At 63.1% G+C, this 16,667-nt stretch carries 11 protein-coding genes; 3 read left to right on the forward strand and 8 right to left on the reverse strand.

Going from position 1 to position 16,667, the window contains the following annotated elements:
* Window positions 1-26: 26 nt before the first annotated feature.
* The 5 genes from GA615_RS10215 to GA615_RS10235 all read right to left on the reverse strand — a co-directional run bounded on the left by GA615_RS10215 (window position 27) and on the right by GA615_RS10235 (window position 5,185).
* Entirely contained in the window at window positions 27-1,103 is a 1,077-nt protein-coding gene (locus GA615_RS10215) for an AI-2E family transporter (RefSeq protein WP_152051199.1), read from the reverse strand.
* Between the two features lie 37 nt (window positions 1,104-1,140).
* Complete coding sequence (locus GA615_RS10220) at window positions 1,141-1,953, reverse strand: ABC transporter permease (RefSeq protein WP_152051200.1); 813 nt, start codon at window positions 1,951-1,953, stop codon at window positions 1,141-1,143.
* 120 nt (window positions 1,954-2,073) lie between these two features.
* Complete coding sequence (locus GA615_RS10225; RefSeq protein WP_152051201.1) at window positions 2,074-3,066, reverse strand: site-specific tyrosine recombinase; 993 nt, start codon at window positions 3,064-3,066, stop codon at window positions 2,074-2,076.
* Between the two features lie 173 nt (window positions 3,067-3,239).
* Window positions 3,240-4,238 carry a sigma-70 family RNA polymerase sigma factor gene (locus GA615_RS10230; protein WP_152051202.1) on the reverse strand — a complete coding sequence of 333 codons (999 nt, stop codon included), beginning with the start codon at window positions 4,236-4,238 and terminating at the stop codon, window positions 3,240-3,242.
* A gap of 23 nt (window positions 4,239-4,261) precedes the next feature.
* On the reverse strand, window positions 4,262-5,185 hold the full coding sequence (locus tag GA615_RS10235) for a MerR family transcriptional regulator (protein ID WP_261343935.1): 924 nt from the start codon (window positions 5,183-5,185) through the stop codon (window positions 4,262-4,264).
* Window positions 5,186-5,688: 503 nt separating this feature from the next.
* Here GA615_RS10235 and pyrE point away from each other — a divergent pair.
* Window positions 5,689-6,264 (forward strand): orotate phosphoribosyltransferase, encoded by a 576-nt coding sequence (gene pyrE, locus GA615_RS10240; RefSeq protein WP_152051204.1) that lies wholly within the window; start codon window positions 5,689-5,691, stop codon window positions 6,262-6,264.
* Between the two features lie 648 nt (window positions 6,265-6,912).
* Here the strand turns inward: pyrE and GA615_RS10245 are convergent.
* Both GA615_RS10245 and GA615_RS10250 read right to left on the reverse strand, forming a co-directional pair.
* On the reverse strand, window positions 6,913-9,819 hold the full coding sequence (locus GA615_RS10245; protein ID WP_152051205.1) for a hypothetical protein: 2,907 nt from the start codon (window positions 9,817-9,819) through the stop codon (window positions 6,913-6,915).
* Window positions 9,820-10,124: 305 nt separating this feature from the next.
* The gene (locus GA615_RS10250; RefSeq protein ID WP_152051206.1) at window positions 10,125-11,630 is read right to left on the reverse strand and encodes a matrixin family metalloprotease; all 1,506 of its coding nucleotides are present in this window, start codon (window positions 11,628-11,630) and stop codon (window positions 10,125-10,127) included.
* Between the two features lie 590 nt (window positions 11,631-12,220).
* Between GA615_RS10250 and GA615_RS10255 the strand changes: the two genes are divergently transcribed.
* Entirely contained in the window at window positions 12,221-13,285 is a 1,065-nt protein-coding gene (locus tag GA615_RS10255; RefSeq protein WP_161602266.1) for a MerR family transcriptional regulator, read from the forward strand.
* A 140-nt stretch (window positions 13,286-13,425) separates the two neighbouring features.
* Here GA615_RS10255 and GA615_RS10260 read toward each other — a convergent pair whose 3' ends face one another.
* Complete coding sequence (locus tag GA615_RS10260; protein WP_201750156.1) at window positions 13,426-14,166, reverse strand: hypothetical protein; 741 nt, start codon at window positions 14,164-14,166, stop codon at window positions 13,426-13,428.
* Between the two features lie 607 nt (window positions 14,167-14,773).
* Here GA615_RS10260 and GA615_RS10265 point away from each other — a divergent pair.
* The gene (locus GA615_RS10265) at window positions 14,774-16,369 is read left to right on the forward strand and encodes a hypothetical protein (RefSeq protein ID WP_152051208.1); all 1,596 of its coding nucleotides are present in this window, start codon (window positions 14,774-14,776) and stop codon (window positions 16,367-16,369) included.
* Window positions 16,370-16,667: the final 298 nt, after the last annotated feature.

A 16,667-nucleotide genomic window follows, 5' to 3' on the forward strand; every position in this document is an offset into this window, starting at 1 on the left:
GACCGTCTCTCTCCCCTTCCATCCGATCAGGACGGAGTGCCGCCTTCGATCTCAACCACCTCGGCCTGACCTGTGCTGGGCGGGCCGAGCAGGATGGCCAACCACCGTGTCTCGTCCGATCCTTCCAGCACGATCTTCAAGGCCATCGTCAGCGGGACCGACAGGAACATCCCCACTGGCCCCAGGACCCACCCCCAGAAGATCAGCGAGATCCAGACAACCAGGGTCGAGATTCCCAGGCCCTTGCCCATCGCCGGCGGCTCGACCAGATATCCGATCACGAAGTTCACCGCCAGAAACAGCAGCACCACACCGATCGCCACCGGTAATCCGTTCTGCACCAGGGCGAGCATCACGGGCGGAATTGCGGCAATCAACGAGCCGATGTTGGGAATGAAGTTCAGTAAAAACGCCAGGACCCCCCACAGAACCGCATAATCCACTCCCATCAACGCCAGGCCAATGGCCACGGGAACCCCGGTGGCCAGGCTGATCCAGGACTTGATCACCATGTAGCGCCGCTGATCGGCCAGAATTTTTACGCTCCGATTCATCGCCGGGCTGTCGGTTCCGAAAATGGCCTGCATCTTCGCCGGAAAGCCTCCAGATTCCAGCAAGATGAACGCCACCGTAATCAGAATCAACAACCCGTTACTGAAAATATTACTCATCCCTGCCAGCAGGCCCCCAAGCATACGAACCCCGTAGGCGGGGTCGAAAATCGCCCCCTCGCTCCGCTCTGGAGGTACCGGCAGACCAAGGGAATCAAGCTTGTCGAAAACATCTTCACGTAATCCATACAACTGTCGCTGAATCTGTGGGAGCCTCCAGAGCAGCTCATTTAGCGAGACGCCGACATACGCCAACCCGAGTACAAGGATCACACTGACGATCAGTGTCACGAACCCCACGGCGGCCCAACGGGGCATCCCCCACCGCGCAATCTGATCGATTTTCGGTGTGATGATCACCGCCAGAAAGAGGGCCAGCAGGAATGGCACGATCAGCTCGGCCGCAGCCCGAACTCCTGCAATAATCAGGATAAACGCTGCCAGATTGATCAGGAGGCCCGTCGACTTCGGCCAGGCCAGGCGATCACTCATCGGTTTCACCCCGGGGATGGCGGCGGATCGGATCCACTTAACTACTCGCACTCCGATACGAACGCAGGGCACGACGGAAGAACCGCCGGCTCACCCACAAACTCACCGCCGTGGCCAACAGCGTAAAGCCGACCAACCGCCAGTCAAGCACCTTGACCATCGACTCGGCCGGGACGTTAATCACCAGCAGGAACGGCACGATGAACGTAAAGAACAGTCCGATCGGCTCGGCCCAGGTCACTCGCAGGTAAATTTCGCGTGGGTAGCGCGTCAAACTACTGAACAGCCACCAGAGCTCCATCATGCTTTGATTTCGCACCAGCCAGACGCCCGTGGCCGTCAAGAGCACCATGAAACTGTACGCCAGCATCACCCCGCAGCCGAACATCAGGAGGAAGACCGCCACCCGAGCCGGATCGAAGGACCAACCCAGGTTCACGAGCGAGAGCCCCATCACCGCCACGCCCATCAGCACGTTGGGAGCGGTCGACCAGTCAACGCGGCGGCATGTAATCAAAAATTGCTCGTCAATCGGTCTGATCAAGAGGAAGTCCAGATCCCCCTTGCGCACCAGTTCCGCGAACTCGTTGCAGTTCTCCAGGAACAGCGTCTCCAAAAGGCCGTTCATGGCGAAGTAGCAGCCGACGAAAAACAGATACTGCGGCTCCGACCACTCCGCGATCACACTCGTCTTTGAAAACACGACCCGATAAAAGGCCAGCAGAATGCCCAGCCAGAGCACCTCCACCGACACCTTCACCAGAAAATTTCCCCGGAACGACAGTTCACGGACCAGCGTGTAACGGGCCAGCTGGGCGTACAGTCGAAGGTAACGCAGCGCTCCGCTCATCAAAGGTCTATCGGCCTCGAAAGAATCAAGATCATCGCAACACGCGAGACGATTCTACCAGAACCTCCCGTCGAAAATCCGCGCGTCCCAACTCTCGATCTTCGGGCCTGCCCCCAACCCTCAACCGGCCTTCGATCCCTCCTCCGCTTCGCCTTGTCCCCGCGCTCGGCCCCTTGGGTGGCAACGCGCATGCACGTCAAGCAGGTGGCTGATCTCGACTCGCGTGTAAATCTGCGTTGTCCCGATCGACGAATGCCCCAGAATTTCCTGCACCACGCGCAGATCGGCCCCGCCCGCCAGCAAATGCGTGGCAAAGCTATGCCGCAAGGTGTGAGGGCTGACCCGAGACGGCAATCCCGCCGCCAGGGCGTGCGACTTCACAATCCGCCAAAGACCGGTCCGAGACAACGGCCGGCCTGATCGGGCCACAAAAACCGTCTCCGTCTCCGGGCATCGAGACACCAGACGCGGCCGGTCGCTCCGGAGGTACGTCTCCAGAACCTCAAGCGCTCGGGAGCCGATCGGCACGACCCGCTCTCGATCCCCCTTGCCGATGCAACGGACTGTCCCCGCGTGGAAATCGACATCCCTGGGCCGGAGCGAGGTCACTTCCGAGGCCCGGCATCCCGTCGCATACAGCGTTTCGAGGGCGGCCCGGTCCCGACGGCCCAGCAGCGACTCGGCATTCGGAGTCGTCAGCAGGGTTTCGACGGCTGCCGGCCCCAGCACCGTCGGCAATCGCTCCCAGAGCTTCGGGGCCACGAGCAGCTTGGCCACATTCTCCGATAGCCGCCCCTCATCGACCAGGAATCGGAAGAATGTCGACAAACTGGCCAGATGCCTGCAAATACTCGACGGCGCCAGATCGAGGAGTCCCAGGTAATCGACATAACCGGCCAACGTGCCGATGCCGATCGACTCCAGGGGGCCGGGAGCATTCTCTGCTCGCCAGCGCGAGAACTTCGAAATATCCGCCCGATACGCCGCCAGCGTGTTGGGAGAGACCCGGCACTCAGCCATCAAAAAGTGCAGGAACGGGCCGAGCGGGTCCGCGTCTCGGGACAACCGCACGTTGGGCGGACGTTTCCGCTTTGCCTGCGAATCAGCGTTCATGGCCAACCGTTCGCCCCCGCCATTCCAGGCTGCGTCTCAAGCGCAGCCCCTTGAAGGAGTCGATCGGTTCCTTAACGCCCTTGCTTGAAACCATCACCGAAACGTCGAGAAAGGAGGTCGCAAGGCAGACCTCCCTTTCTCCGACATCCTCACAGGCACTCCCGCCGACTCGGTCAGCCGACCGGCAAGGCATCGGCCAGATTGTGGTCGGCGGCGACGACCCGAAGCTTTTCCAACGCACGGTCCTGAATCTGACGGACCCGCTCCTTCGACACCTGAAGCACCTTGCCCACCTGGCTCAGCGAGAGTCGCTGCTTGCCTCCCAGGCCAAAGCGAAGGGCCAGCACCTGCTGCTCCCGCGGTCGAAGCGACTCCATCAAGAGCGTGATTGTCTCGTCCGTATCGACGTCGTCGGTCCGGTCCGAGTCGGGGTCGCTCATCGTTTGTAGCAGGCTGAAGCTCCGATCGGTGTCGATCGTGGCGTCGAGCGAGATGGTCGGCCGGGTCGCGGCGTGGATCCGGCGGATCATCTCGGCCGAAGGACCATGACCTCCCGACGACTTGGCCGGAGCCTGGTCAAGTTCCCCGTCCTCGTCGCCCTCCGTGCGATTTCCGACCTCATCCTGATTCTGAGCCAGTTGACGGAGGTGCCTGGGGCTCAGCTTCACGGGATAGGCTCCCGAGGCCACGGCCCGCTGCATCGACTGGCGAATCCACCAGGTCGCATAGGTTGCCAGCTTCGTCTCGTGATTGAGGTCGAAGCGGTCGATGGCTTCGAGCAACCCGCAGAACCCCTCCTGCATCAGGTCGCCGTAGGAGACGCCCCGATCGCGGAACCGCTTCGCCACGTGCGCCACCAGCCTCAGGTTGGCCAGCGCGAGCTTCGAACGCAATTCCTTGTACCGCTGATAAATCGCACCAAGCCGACTTTCGAGCTGAGGGTCCTGCGTGCAGGTGGCCGCAATATAGAGGGCCATCGCCTGGGGATTGTCCGGAGTGCCCTCGGGAGGAGCAAACTCAGGGATCGCCGCCATCGATTTCGCAAGTTTCGATTTACAATCACCCAGCTCTCGGAGCAATTCACGTTCCTCGGCCGGAGCGAGGACTCGGGTGACGGCGCCATCGAGGCCCGCAAAACCATCCGTCTCGCCAATCTGTCGTGCCGAACGCATGGCTGTACCCCTTTCGGGGCTCCTCAGGGCTGGGTCGAACTCGGGCGATCCATCGATCCAAAAGGGGTTGGTCCCGTCTCCGTCGAGTGCAGCCGCCTGGCAAACTCCCGCAAGTGGGCAATGCGGTCGCCGAAACTGGCGGCCACCACACGAGCCCTCAAGTCGGGAGTCAACGCCGACCCACCCAGGACCACCGCAGTCTCCGTCCTGGAAACCGAGGCATAAAAGGATTGATAATCGTGGAGGAACGTGCGTTCATCCTCCAGATGGCTCACGGAGATCCAGACCAGCTTGGGTTGCTGGACTCGGATCGCCCGAGCCAGCGAGGCCAGGGGAAGGTTCGGGCCAAGGTTGACCACATCCCATCCCAGTTCTCGCAGCGTCAGCTCGGCAAGCAGGCCGGGCAGCGTGTAAAGGTCCCCTTCCGGAGCCGCTCCCAACGCCAGGGGAGAATCTTCCGAGGGGGCAGGAAGCGTTCGAAGCAGTTCCAGCAGCGCCGTTTCAACGATGCGAGACGCCCGGTGCTCCTGGTACACGTCCAGGGAACCTCGTTCCCACTCGTGACCGATCGACTCCATGGCGGGCCGAATCAGGTCGTCCGCCAGGGCAACCGCACCACCAAGTGTCGAGTAAGCATTGATGAGCAAGTCGCGTGCCGCTGCCGATCGGCCGCGCTTCAGGGCCGTCACCAGATGCTCGGCGGTGCAAGGGTCTGTCTCCGACGGCGTGACGTCTCCTGATGACTCCGACGCCATCCGCACCAGCCGATCGACCGGCAAACCCCGCTCGCGAGCAAACTGCAAGGCCCCGGAAAGCGGGACGAGGCGGTGCCCTCCCACGGTTCGCCTCGCCGGTAATTCTCCTAGATCCACCCAACGCTTGATCGAGCTGACACTCACGTTCAGCAAATCAGCAAGCTGCTGGGTTCTGAGGAGGAGATCAACCACGGCACCTACCGAAGAAAAATGAACGATTTCGATTGAACGACTTGAACGATTTCATCCTAGACTGAAATCGTTCTTCGGACAAGACCCAAACCAACTTTTTTGGAAACTTGTCCGGAATCTCGCCCATAGCATTGCCGTCTCCTGGTCGATTTGAACGATTTTTCGCCGATCTGCTCATTTTGAACGGTTTGAAATCGTTCAACCTGGTCTGAGATCGGCCACCGCCCGAAACTTCTCCCCTGCCTCGAGTCTCGCCAGGCCGGTAAACCTCCTGGCCTGAAATCGGTGTCTGGCTCAGTCCCTCTCTTCTGTATCGTCCCAGACCCCAGAAACGTTCGGATTCAACAGAAATTTCAGATAATTCTGAAAATTGACCGACTGGTTCTTGATTCCTCCGGGCGTTATGCTTGCGGCAGACCGAGCGGTGCCTGCGAGGTCACCGAGCGGCTTGATCGATTCGAGGCACAAGCACGTCTGAAAAGGTCTACGGGAGAGCCGAAGCAATGGCGAGCGGTTGGGATCGCGATCGGTTGATCGCCTTGTTGAAGCGCGATGCCCTGAAGCTGGGGCAATTCACCCTGGCCAGCGGCCGATCGTCGCACTATTACGTCGATGGCCGACGGGTTTCGTTGTCTGCGGAAGGGGCGGCGATCGTCGGTGCCGGCATGCTGGCCTTGCTCGACGAGGTTCCAGAGGTCGAGGCCGTGGGAGGCTTGACGATGGGAGCCGATCCCATTGTCGGCGCCACGCTGGCCGCGGCGGGGATGGGGCCGAAGCCTCAGCTCAAGGGCTTCCTGGTGCGGAAGGAGGCCAAGGGGCACGGCACCGGCAATCTGGTCGAAGGCCCGCTCGAACCGGGATCGACCGTCGCCATCCTCGACGATGTGGCAACCACCGGAGGCTCCTCGCTGAAGGCCGTCGAGGCGGTTCGGGCGATGGGATGCTCCGTCGCTCGGGTCCTTGTCATGCTCGACCGGTTGGAAGGGGCCGCCGAGGCATTCGCCGAGGCCGGTGTCGAGTTCCGATCGTTGCTCACGATCCGCGATCTCGGCGTCGAGCCGCTCAAACCGGCTCAATGACGGGCGATCTCGGATGGAATCGAGCCTGCATCGCGCCTTGAAGCAGCACTATGCCGGGGGCCCCGGCGGCCGGGTCGAGGTTCCCGTTGGCGGCGATCGGGCCGATGCCATCACTGGTGACGGGGTCCTCGTCGAGGTCCAGTGCGGACCGACCGCGGCCTTGCGACCAAAGCTCGGGCGATGGCTCGACGGTTCCCGGGTCCGCGTCGTCCTTCCGGTAATCCTTGCCCGTCGAATCGTCCGCCGATCGTCTCCCCTCGGGCCGGATGTCTCGGCCCGCTTCAGCCCGAAGCGCGGCATCGTCTTCGATGCCTTCGAGCATCTCGTGGGCCTGGCCGGATTGCTGCCGCATCCGAACCTGGAGGTCCTGATCGCGGCGGTCGAGATCGACGAGGTTCGCCGCCACGGTTCCCGAGGTCGGCCCGTCGAGGTCCTCGACCGTTGCTTGCGCCGGATGATTTCCGAGACGCTGGTCCAAACGCCCGACGACCTGCGGGCCTTGCTCCCAGCGGGTCTGCCCGATCCGTTTTCGAGCAAAGAACTGGCCGCGCTAACGGGCCGACCCGACTGGATCGCCCGCCGCGCGGCCTATTGCCTGAGGGTCGCCGGAGCGGCCGTCGAGGTCGGCCGCATCGGTCGGTTTCGGGGCTACCGGTTTCTCTCGGCCGGTGTGCCCCGGTTCGAGACAGGCGATCCCGGATGGCGCCGAATCAGCTCATCAACCGATTCCAGATGCTCAGGGTCATCGACCCGAACCCCCGACTCCGACATCAGGACGCGAATCTGACCTGGCGGCTTCTCGTGCTGCCGACGCGAGACGACCCGGGCCGTCCAGCCAACCGCCAGCCCGATGCCGAGGGCTCGCATCAAGGAAACCTCGGTCCGATCCTCCTCGGAATCCTCGTCCTGGGGGTCGCTCGGGTTCCCCTGGCCCCCCGGAATCACTTCGGGCGTGACGTTCAACGACTCAGGCAGCCAGGGAAGTGACGGAGCCAGCATGGCCAGGGCGTCGTCGATCGCCTCGGACGAAACGGGACGAAGCGGTTCGAGTTCCGGAGTCGCCGACGGGGAGGTTACTGCTGCTTGCTCCAAAGGGGTTTCGGCCTGGGATGTCGGCAGGACCATCGGACCACCAAGCCTCCTGGCCTCCCCATCACCTTGGTTGACCGCCTGGCCAACGCCGATCGGCACCAGTTGTCCCAGGTCTGCCCCTTCCGCCAGGGAAGCGGTCGCGGCCAGGGCACCGCCCCGATCCGGGTGAATCGCGACGATCCGGAGCGGTTCGGTCGTCGGGAAGCCGACCGGAGCGATCTCCGGAGTCAGCATGGGCCCGACGGGCATTCCGGTGCCAACCCCCGCCATCTCGGAGGTGGAGGAAAAGAGAGCCGTCCCCTCGGACAAACCATTCGAGGGACTCTGGAAGATTGGAGAAACCGTCACCTCTCCCATCCCCAGATCAAGCTCCGCAGAGGGCGAATCGAATCCCACTTGTGGCAACCCGGCCGCCGGAGCCGCCAGCCGCATCCCCAACGCCGGCCCCTGTCCCACCCCGTTGAGCGGTACCGAGTCCAGCAAGGACCAGGTATAGCGCAGATTCAGACTGGCGTCGATCAATCGCCCCGTCGGATTGACGACCCGGATGATGTACGATCCCGGCTTGAGCGCGAGCTGAACCCCATTCATCGTCCGAGGCGAGGCCCCGAGGTCCACCCGCCCGTTCGGGCCGATCAGCTCGACCGTCAAGCCACCGCCCGGGTCATTCAAGGTCAACGCGTAGTTCGCCTCGAACGCCACCACGAACCGGACGGTGGATGACGAGCCCGGCACGACAGACACCTGCTGCTCGACGGGATCGAGCGATCGCGCCGGCAACAGAACACCCAGATCATTCGGACGACGGCTTGTCGGTTCGGTCGTCACCTCGAACCGACCAAGAACGCCTGGGTCTTGCCCCTCGGCCACCGGGTCGCGGCCGACCAGGTCCACCAGCCCTCCCGACTCCGCCAGCCGAACCTCGTACCGTCCCCGGGGCAGTCGATCGTGGAAGACGACCGACACCGACGATCCCGTTGTGTTCGTCGAAACGATTCCCGTCTTCCAGACCTTGCCCGAGGCATCGACCAGGATGATGGGGCCGCCCGGCAGCGTCGAGCCGGAGATGCCCGATTCGCCGAGTCGCACGACTCCGTCAAAATGGATCGTCAGCCCCGTCGGCACCGGGTCGGCGGGGTCGGCCCGGTCGAGTTCGATGCCGACCACCTGGGTCGGGGCATCGGCCACGTCGGCCACCAGAGCGAGCGAATAATCCCCCCCCTGCTGGGCGGGCAGGTTCACCGGCAAGGCTCCCGTCACCGGATCATACCCACCCAGCGACGGGTCGTTCCCCGCTCCCGAAAGGCCGACATAATAAATGCCCGGCTCCAACCCTTCGAACAGGAAGGGATCGGACGGCGCATCGGCCATGCCGAGCGTCCCGGTTCGGAGCAACCGTCCCTCGGCATCGAACAGCGAGAGCCGGCTCAGCAATGGCGAACCCGCTCGATCCGCCGAAACTTCCAGGCCAAGCCTCCAGAAGTGATCCGGCCCCAGCTCGATCCGATACAGCGCAACGGCCGTCGGATCGGCGTTCAAGTTCAGGGATCCGGCGACCGTCACCAGTTCTGGCCCAACGGTCCCCAGCGAGATCGCATCCGAAAGCGTTGGCCCAAGCGGGGTGACGGGTGTCTCGACCGGGTCGGCCGGCTTCGTCACCTCGGACGCCACCACCCGGAACTCCGAGAGAACCACGTCGGTCCCGTCGCCGTCATAAATCCCCCCGTCCACCCCAACAAACCGGGCATTGCCCGAAAGCGTCAGCCGGTAGGTACCGGCCGCAAGCGGCTGATCCGGAATCAGCAACACGGTCGAGCCGTCTCCCGAAAGTCGGAGCGTCGGCGCCTGTCCTGGACCAAAGATCTGTTGCACCTGACCATCGGTTCCGATCAGGTCCAGCGTGAAGTCCGACGAAACGAGCGAGTCCATCGAAAGGGGCAGACTGAAATGCACCGCCAGCTCGTTCAACTCGCCCGAGGTCCACTCGGCCCCATCACCCGGCTCGACCCCGTCGATCACGATCGACGTCGGGAGAGGTATGGGCAGGTCGACGGGAGGCGGCCCGAGCGGTGGTAACGGCCCGGAGCCGGGCAGCGTCGGATCCCAGAGAATCGGGTCTCCTTCGCTCGGGCTCGGGTCGGAATCATCAAACCAGAGGTCCCCCCCATCAAACGGCGAGGTCATCTCAATCGACCCGCCTGGTAACACCAGATCGGGCAGGTCGTCACCCGAGGGGGGAGGCAGTTGGGTCAGCGGGTCGTCCCAGGTCGTCTCCTCTCCACCAAACGCCCCTCCGAAATCCTCTCCGTCGGGATTCGGAGTCGTGGTGTTCATGTCGGGGAAGGGGGCCAGTTCGAAACTGGAGAAGGAATCGCCGGAAAGCGCCAGCCGGATCTCCAACCCCTCGACGCGAGGGCGGCCCGGTGGGCGTCTGGCTCGATGTTCATCACGTGGGTGTGCCATTCTCTGAGCCTTTCGTGACCCGACATCAGGTTCCCGGCACTCGGCGAGGACGTCGGACAACTCGTCAGCCGATCGTTCGGGGTTCATTCACCCAACCTTAGATCGCAATTCGGAAGCACTGGCTCGTTTGCCAATCAAAGGAGCCAGAACCAACGACCTCAGACTTCCAGGGGCTCCCCGAGTATCGGGAGCACCTCCGCCAACCACGTCAGACCGAATCGAGGCTCACGGAGCCCCCCCTCGAAAGAGGAGCCGAGATCAAGAGAGGACTCCGCGAGACGCCCTCGGTTTCGAGAGCGATCCGGTCAGGAGAGGTCGTATGGTCCGACCTGCTCCATCTTCCACTGCCAGCGCCGAGCCGCCGTGCCCGGCATCAGTTGATCGTCGTTGTCCAGGTCCACAACCTGGTCGATGGCCTGGGTGAACCAGAGCGGGGCCGCTCCGGACAGGGCGGCTCGGGCAAAATGCCCCATCGCGGCCCGGGTCGGCTGGACGAACTCGACCACGCCGTACGACGCCTCCGGACCGGACTGAGCATCCCAGCGATGAACTAGGCCCTCGATCCCGATGGTCTGAGCCATCAGCGGAGGAGGAGCGGCGAACACCTGCGTCCAGGGCACCCGAGCCAGATCCGGCGAGGCAATCATCTGATTGATAAACCCGCCCCCCTGATCCGGCTGCTCCGGAACCGTCGTGTTCGGAGGCGAAACGATCGCCGAGGGAATCGGTCCCCCGCTGAAGTCGGCTCGCAAGGCGTAGGCACCGATGCCGTTGACCCCACTGCTGCCGCCATTCCAACCCATCGCCCTGATGTAAATGCCGGTACCAGCCGGAACCCCGGTAAATTTCAGGGAAACCGTCGCGCCGAACGTCGAACTGGCACTCGGCGCGACCGTCCAGGCCACCAGTTGCAAGGCAGAGTTGTAGACCATGAACCGAGGACTCAGCGAGCTGAGATCCTTCGATTGCATGGTGATGATCATCTCGCCGCTCGTATTGCTCGGCGCCTGCACATAGAACCAGTCTTCATCCTGATTCGAGGTGATATCCAGGTTCGGTAGCGTTACGCGCCGGTTCGAATCGATCAACCCGGAGATGTTCACCGCCGTCCAGGGTGACTGGTTGTTCTGGAACTGATCGACCCAGTCTTGCTGCCGAACGCCGTAGAGCGATCGAATTCCGGCGATGTCGTCCGAGGTCAGCCCCTGCTTGACCCCGGTATAGGTGTCGTACATCACCGACGTGCTGAACTCGGAGTGCCCAAGCCCGAGCGAATGCCCAATCTCGTGGATCGCGACGGTCTGAAGGTCAAAATTTGCGTTGACGTTCCAGCTCGCCGAACTGTTGAACACAACATCACCGGCCAGCGTCCCCCCGTGAAACGGCGGAGGCAAAAAGGCCTGTCCTAACGCCTGAGGTGCCATCGGCTTGGCGAAAAAGCGAAGATCACCAAAGCGTGGGTCATTCTGCTGGTTCCCGGAAATCCCCATCGGGGCGCCGGTGTCGGAAACCTCGGCCATGTTGATGTTGGTGGCCGATTGCCAAAGCGCGGCCGCGCGGCGAAGCGCGAACTTCCATTGGGCCTCAGTGATGCCCCGATCCGCCATGGCCTGATGCATCTGGTTCGGCACACCGGCCACATCGGTCCCATCCGCGGGAATGCTGTAGGAGATCCGGCTGCCGTAAGCCCATTGACCCCCGAGCGTCGAATACAAAAGTAAGCGTTGCTCCAGCCCCTCAAGCTGCGGTTTCCGGCCAGCGGAACTGGGCCGACGCTCTCTGGAATGGTGTTGCATCTTGCTTCCAAACATCAGGGGTGATCCTTTCGTCTCGTGGGAACAAGACGCAGCGTTGAGGAACTGTCTCAACCAAGACCCCGCCGCGACGGCACCTCTCCGAGACCAACTCGACAGCGTCTCTCTGATCTGATCTGTTCAACACGCCTCTGAAAGCAATCTAGTTCACGCGTTGCTTTGAAAAACTTGCGCACCAAGCCATGTTGCTCTGAAGCAACATTCCCCTCACCTATGAACAGGCCAAAGGCCACCCTCGTGTCCCGTTCTTCGAGAGAGGCCAAAGAGGACCCTCGTGTCCCGTTCTTCGTGCCCTTTGGTCGTCTCCGCCATGTGAGAACTGCCGATCCCCCTTCAATCCGCTTGATAAACTCGACCGACGCATCAACATTCCCCGCAACGACCTCTTCGAAAAACTGAAAATCCAGGCAGAGGCGTTCTTGAATTGATCCGCGATTTCCCGGATCATAACTTGTTGTGCAATCTCGCCCTGCAACATCCGGAAGGGGTGGTTGTGGGTGATTGAATCAACGATTGTGATGGTCAGGGACCGCGTGCCGTCGCACTGTCCTCCATCCAGAGCCCCTCTCAACGGGAGGCGCAGACGAGTGAAGGCCAATCCTCTCTCCAAGGCCCATTACTCGATCGCGGCCGTTTCGAAACTGAGCGGCGTGAGTTGCCACACGCTCCGGGTCTGGGAACGGCGTTATGGCTTTCCCGTGCCCGAACGGCTGGCGTCAGGTCACCGTCGTTACCCTGCCCAGCAGGTTGACTTGATCTGCCAGGTTGCTCGACGATGCCAGCTTGGCGGCTCCATCGCCCAGCACATCGCCGAGGCCCGCGCCGGCCATCCCCCGCCGCCGCCGGTCAACCAGGCCCCTGCAGTCACCAGCCACCTGATGACCGAGCTCGTCGACACGCTGCAGCAGGCCGACGCCCGCTCGGCCGAGGCCATCTATCACCGCCTGACCAGCGGCCTGTCTCCGGAGAAGATCGCCAACGGCATTCTCACTCCCGCCCTCACCGAAGCGGGCGAGCGGTTGTTCCGCAAAGACTGTTCGCTTGTCGAGGAACGGCTGGCCACCATGTTCTTTCTTCGCAAGCTCGCCGCTCTGGTCGACGACGCTCAACGAGCCAACACCGCTCCCCTCGGACGTGTCATTGTGTTCGTCATGCAGGGAGACCGACACGAGGGCGGGGCCTTGATGCTCAGCCTGGCGCTCGAACTGGCGGGTTGGCGGTCCCTGTTCCTCGGCGCAGACCTTCCCATTCACGAGGTTCAGCGCGGGATCGACCGTTGGAAGCCGGTCGCCGTTGGGGTCTCGCTCAGCCTTTCACGCAACATCCGCAAACGCTTTGATGAGCTGGAAAGCCTGCGAGGAGCGCCGATCTTTGTGGGCGGGCGCAGCCTGCTCAATTACCAGGGTCTTGCCCGGCGCTGCGGACTCGGTGTCGTGCGAGGACCGGCAATTCCCAACGTGGGCCAGTACCTCGAAGGACTCGTCGGCCGAGGGAGCCAGACGGCTCCCTGCCCGGACTGCACCGCTCCAGAACCCACCGGGCTCGCCTCGCGTCACATTCAGGGCGAGGAATTCTCAGAATGGCACGACGATGCCTCGAAACCAAACTCACCCACCGGGCTCACCTCGACCAGTGAACTCCGTACCGGCTAAGGCAGACCATCAACTTCGGCGGTGACGAGCGGTCCGTCCCTCACCCGTGATTCCCCAGCGGACCGCAAACGAACGAAGCCATCCGCAAGAACGGATGGCTTCGTCGAGTCGCATCAATCGTCCAGCAGAACCGAGTCGTCTCAGCCCTTGAACGGAGCCTGAGGAGCCGGGGCAATCTGCGGAGCCGGAGCAACCTTGGCCGGGGCCTGAGGAGCCGGAGCAACCTTGGCCGGGGCCTGAGGAGCCGGGGCAACCTTGGCCGGGGCCTGAGGAGCCGGAGCAACCTTGGCCGGGGCCTGAGGAGCCGGGGCAACCTTGGCCGGGGCCTGAGGAGCCGGGGCAACCTTGGCCGGGGCCTGAGGAGCCGGGGCAACCTTGGCCGGGGCCTGAGGAGCCGGGGCAACCTTGGCCGGAGCCTGCGGAGCCGGAGCAACCTTGGCCGGGGCCTGAGGAGCCGGAGCAACCTTGGCCGGGGCCTGAGGAGCCGGAGCAACCTTGGCCGGGGCCTGAGGAGCCGGAGCAACCTTGGCCGGGGCCTGAGGAGCAGGCATCACCTTCACAGGAGCCTGCGGAGCCGGGGCAACCTTGGCCGGAGCCTGAGGAGCCGGAGCAACCTTGGCCGGAGCCTGCGGAGCCGGAGCAACCTTGGCCGGGGCCTGCGGAGCCGGAGCAACCTTGGCCGGGGCCTGCGGAGCCGGAGCAACCTTGGCCGGGGCCTGAGGAGCCGGCGCAACCTTGGCCGGCGCCTGCGGGGCCGGCATCACCTTCGCGGGGGCCTGAGCCGCCGGGGCGACCTGGGCAGTGGCGTGAACCATTTCGTGGCCGCCATGCCCGGTCCCCACGTTGCTCAGAGCAAGTGCTAGGACCAAAGCCTTGGTCATCGCGATAACCTCGAGGCAAAAGAAAATCGTGTCAGTACGTTCCGGTCGACGTCTCGATCGGTTACGGTGAGCAGTTCCCCCGCTCCTTTTTCGCTCCGACCGTCCCGTCGAGCGATCAAAAGGAGTTCAACCGTCACAAGCCTTCCCTGGCCCGTTCGGCCACCCAGCCTTCTACCTGTGACAGCGTTCAGGCCGGGTGGAGGAGTGATGAACGTCTCCCGCTCAAAACACCTCGATTTCGGGGACGACGGCAGGAATCGTATTACCAGGAAGAGTCGGCCCAACCCGCGTCCTTTCAGGGCCACTCTCGATCCTCCGTCTGGGTGGTAGTGTTGGGTATCGGCCATGACTTCCCCTCGGATGAGGTAATTCGAGGAACAAGGCGAGATGACAAGCGGGGGGAATTTAGGGGGTATAACGAACGTATTCAACACCTGCTCAATCGGCCTGGGTATTGCGTCGATCGACTCTCTCCGACGAACCGAAACTCTCTAGGCAATCCATGCCGCGGAGCGTTCGCCGTTTCTCAACCATGGACTCGGTTGTGACTGGCGGGGGCGGAGTCGGGGGCGACCCAAGGACTATGACGGGAACGACGGGAGGCAACATGCGTATCGGCAACGGGCTCAGAGGGGCGGCGGTCTGGGCCGTGATCGCCCTGACGGTGATTCCATCCGTGAACGGGGCGACGGCGCCTCAGGAACGGGTGCAGCCAGTTCCCCTGGGCGGCGCTTTGTCGGACCAGCGCGGGGACCGTTTCTACGGAGTTTACATTCCCACTCGGTACGGCGGTCAGTTGACGATCACTGTCAACGACGGCAAGGTCGATCGAATTGTCGGCCCCGATGGTCGTCCGAGGACCAACGGCAGCGAAGTCGGGCGCGACCAGCACGGCTGGTACACCTTCCTTGTTTCGGGTGCCAAGGACGCCTACACCGTCACGACGAAATTCGTCCAGGTCGGTGAAGCGGCCCGAAGGCCCTGGAATTTCTACTACTGGCCAACCAAGGGCGACTCGATCCACGAACCTTGGGCCGGCGGTAACGGCCGAGTGGACACGACCTATGTCAATGGAGACGATATTCTCGTCGCCACCCCAGGCAGTTACATTGCTCCCGGAAAAGATATTGTCCTGCCCGGACCCAACGGCATTCTCGAAACGATGCCCGCGGCGGGAGATACCGCAACCTGGTTCCCCAACCTCTACGACGATCTGACCTGGAGAGGTCCTGACGGCACGGTTTACGCCACGCCCTCTCCCCTCTTGAAGTACGACCAGTTGTTCAACACGCGGGCCCGCAGTTGGGAAGGGTCCTATGCGCAGAATCAGGACATCAACCGCTGGCCAGGCCATTGTCTCGGGGGCGCGGTGTCGTCGATTCTGCTGAACGAACCCGTCCCGGCCCCCGGCTCGGGCCTGACGCGAGATGAGTTGAAGGCCCTCTGGGCGGAACTTGGCGAGAACCATCTGAACCACCGGATCGGCGACTACGCGACCGACATTCCCGCCGGTCCTCCCCGTCCCGGTTCGGATGAAACCGACCGATTCGCACCTCAGGTCCACCGGATGCTGGAGCAGCATATCGTTGGGCGGCGTCAGGCGTTGCTCGGCAACCTGCGGGCCTTCCCCCCCACCGGCACGGCTGGCGAAGTCTGGAACCACGGCATCGGCAAGGTCACGACCACCTATTACGCCATGCCGGGCAAGGGAGAGCGATCGGTCCGCCTGCTCGTCGAGGTCGAGGCCAACACCGGATCGAACCTGAACGAGAGCGATCCCAAGCCCCGCGTGGCCATTTACGAGTACACCATCGTGTATGGACTCGATGGCGAGATCGACCAGTCGAAGGCCTATCAGTCCGACTGGATCGCCGTGCGGGGAGACACGATGTTCGCCCCGCTCAACGTGCTGGAACTGGCGGAAACCCGCTGGCAAGGCCACAACCCCTACGTCAACGAGGCGAACATCCGGTCCCTCGACCTGGCCAACGGCGGCAATCTGACCGGACGGCTGGCGGGAACTCCTCCGCAGTTCCAGCCGGTCGCATCGTACGAGGGGTTGGGAAGCGGTCGCCCCGCCGGAGGCGGCTTCCCCGGCTTCGGCAATCTTGCCGGTTCCGGACCGGGTGCGGGATCTCCGAACGATCTGCCCGGCGCTCCGGTTCCGCGACGAGGCGTCCTCTCTCGCCTCTTTGCTCGATAGGCTCCCCTGCCCCGTTTCGCACCGTCTGACCAGCCATCGCATGCTCACGGTCCTGTCGGCCTCTGTCCCATCGCTCAGGCAATGGGACAGAGGCCGTTTCACTTGGAGAACTCGCCAACGCATGATGAATTTCTCTCGGATGGAAACGAGCCGGCAAAACCCCGGCAGCCCCGACAATCCCCTTTATCCTCCAAGTCACGCCCAGAGGCCCCTACGCTCGGCATGGCCGTTCAAGTTTGCCCAGGGGGCCGGACGATCATCGAAACCAGGCGACGGAAACCGGACTGTCGCCCCAACC

Source organism: Tautonia marina (genome assembly GCF_009177065.1).
GTDB lineage: Bacteria > Planctomycetota > Planctomycetia > Isosphaerales > Isosphaeraceae > Tautonia > Tautonia marina.

Coding starts and splice junctions, on each gene's coding strand:
- pyrE (WP_152051204.1), top strand. CDS start 5,689: ATGGCGAGCGGTTGGGATCGCGATCGGTTGATCGCCTTGTTGAAGCGC.
- GA615_RS10215 (WP_152051199.1), bottom strand. CDS start 1,103: ATGAGTGATCGCCTGGCCTGGCCGAAGTCGACGGGCCTCCTGATCAAT.
- GA615_RS10245 (WP_152051205.1), bottom strand. CDS start 9,819: ATGGCACACCCACGTGATGAACATCGAGCCAGACGCCCACCGGGCCGC.
- GA615_RS10225 (WP_152051201.1), bottom strand. CDS start 3,066: ATGAACGCTGATTCGCAGGCAAAGCGGAAACGTCCGCCCAACGTGCGG.
- GA615_RS10220 (WP_152051200.1), bottom strand. CDS start 1,953: ATGAGCGGAGCGCTGCGTTACCTTCGACTGTACGCCCAGCTGGCCCGT.
- GA615_RS10250 (WP_152051206.1), bottom strand. CDS start 11,630: ATGTTTGGAAGCAAGATGCAACACCATTCCAGAGAGCGTCGGCCCAGT.
- GA615_RS10230 (WP_152051202.1), bottom strand. CDS start 4,238: ATGCGTTCGGCACGACAGATTGGCGAGACGGATGGTTTTGCGGGCCTC.
- GA615_RS10265 (WP_152051208.1), top strand. CDS start 14,774: ATGCGTATCGGCAACGGGCTCAGAGGGGCGGCGGTCTGGGCCGTGATC.
- GA615_RS10260 (WP_201750156.1), bottom strand. CDS start 14,166: ATGACCAAGGCTTTGGTCCTAGCACTTGCTCTGAGCAACGTGGGGACC.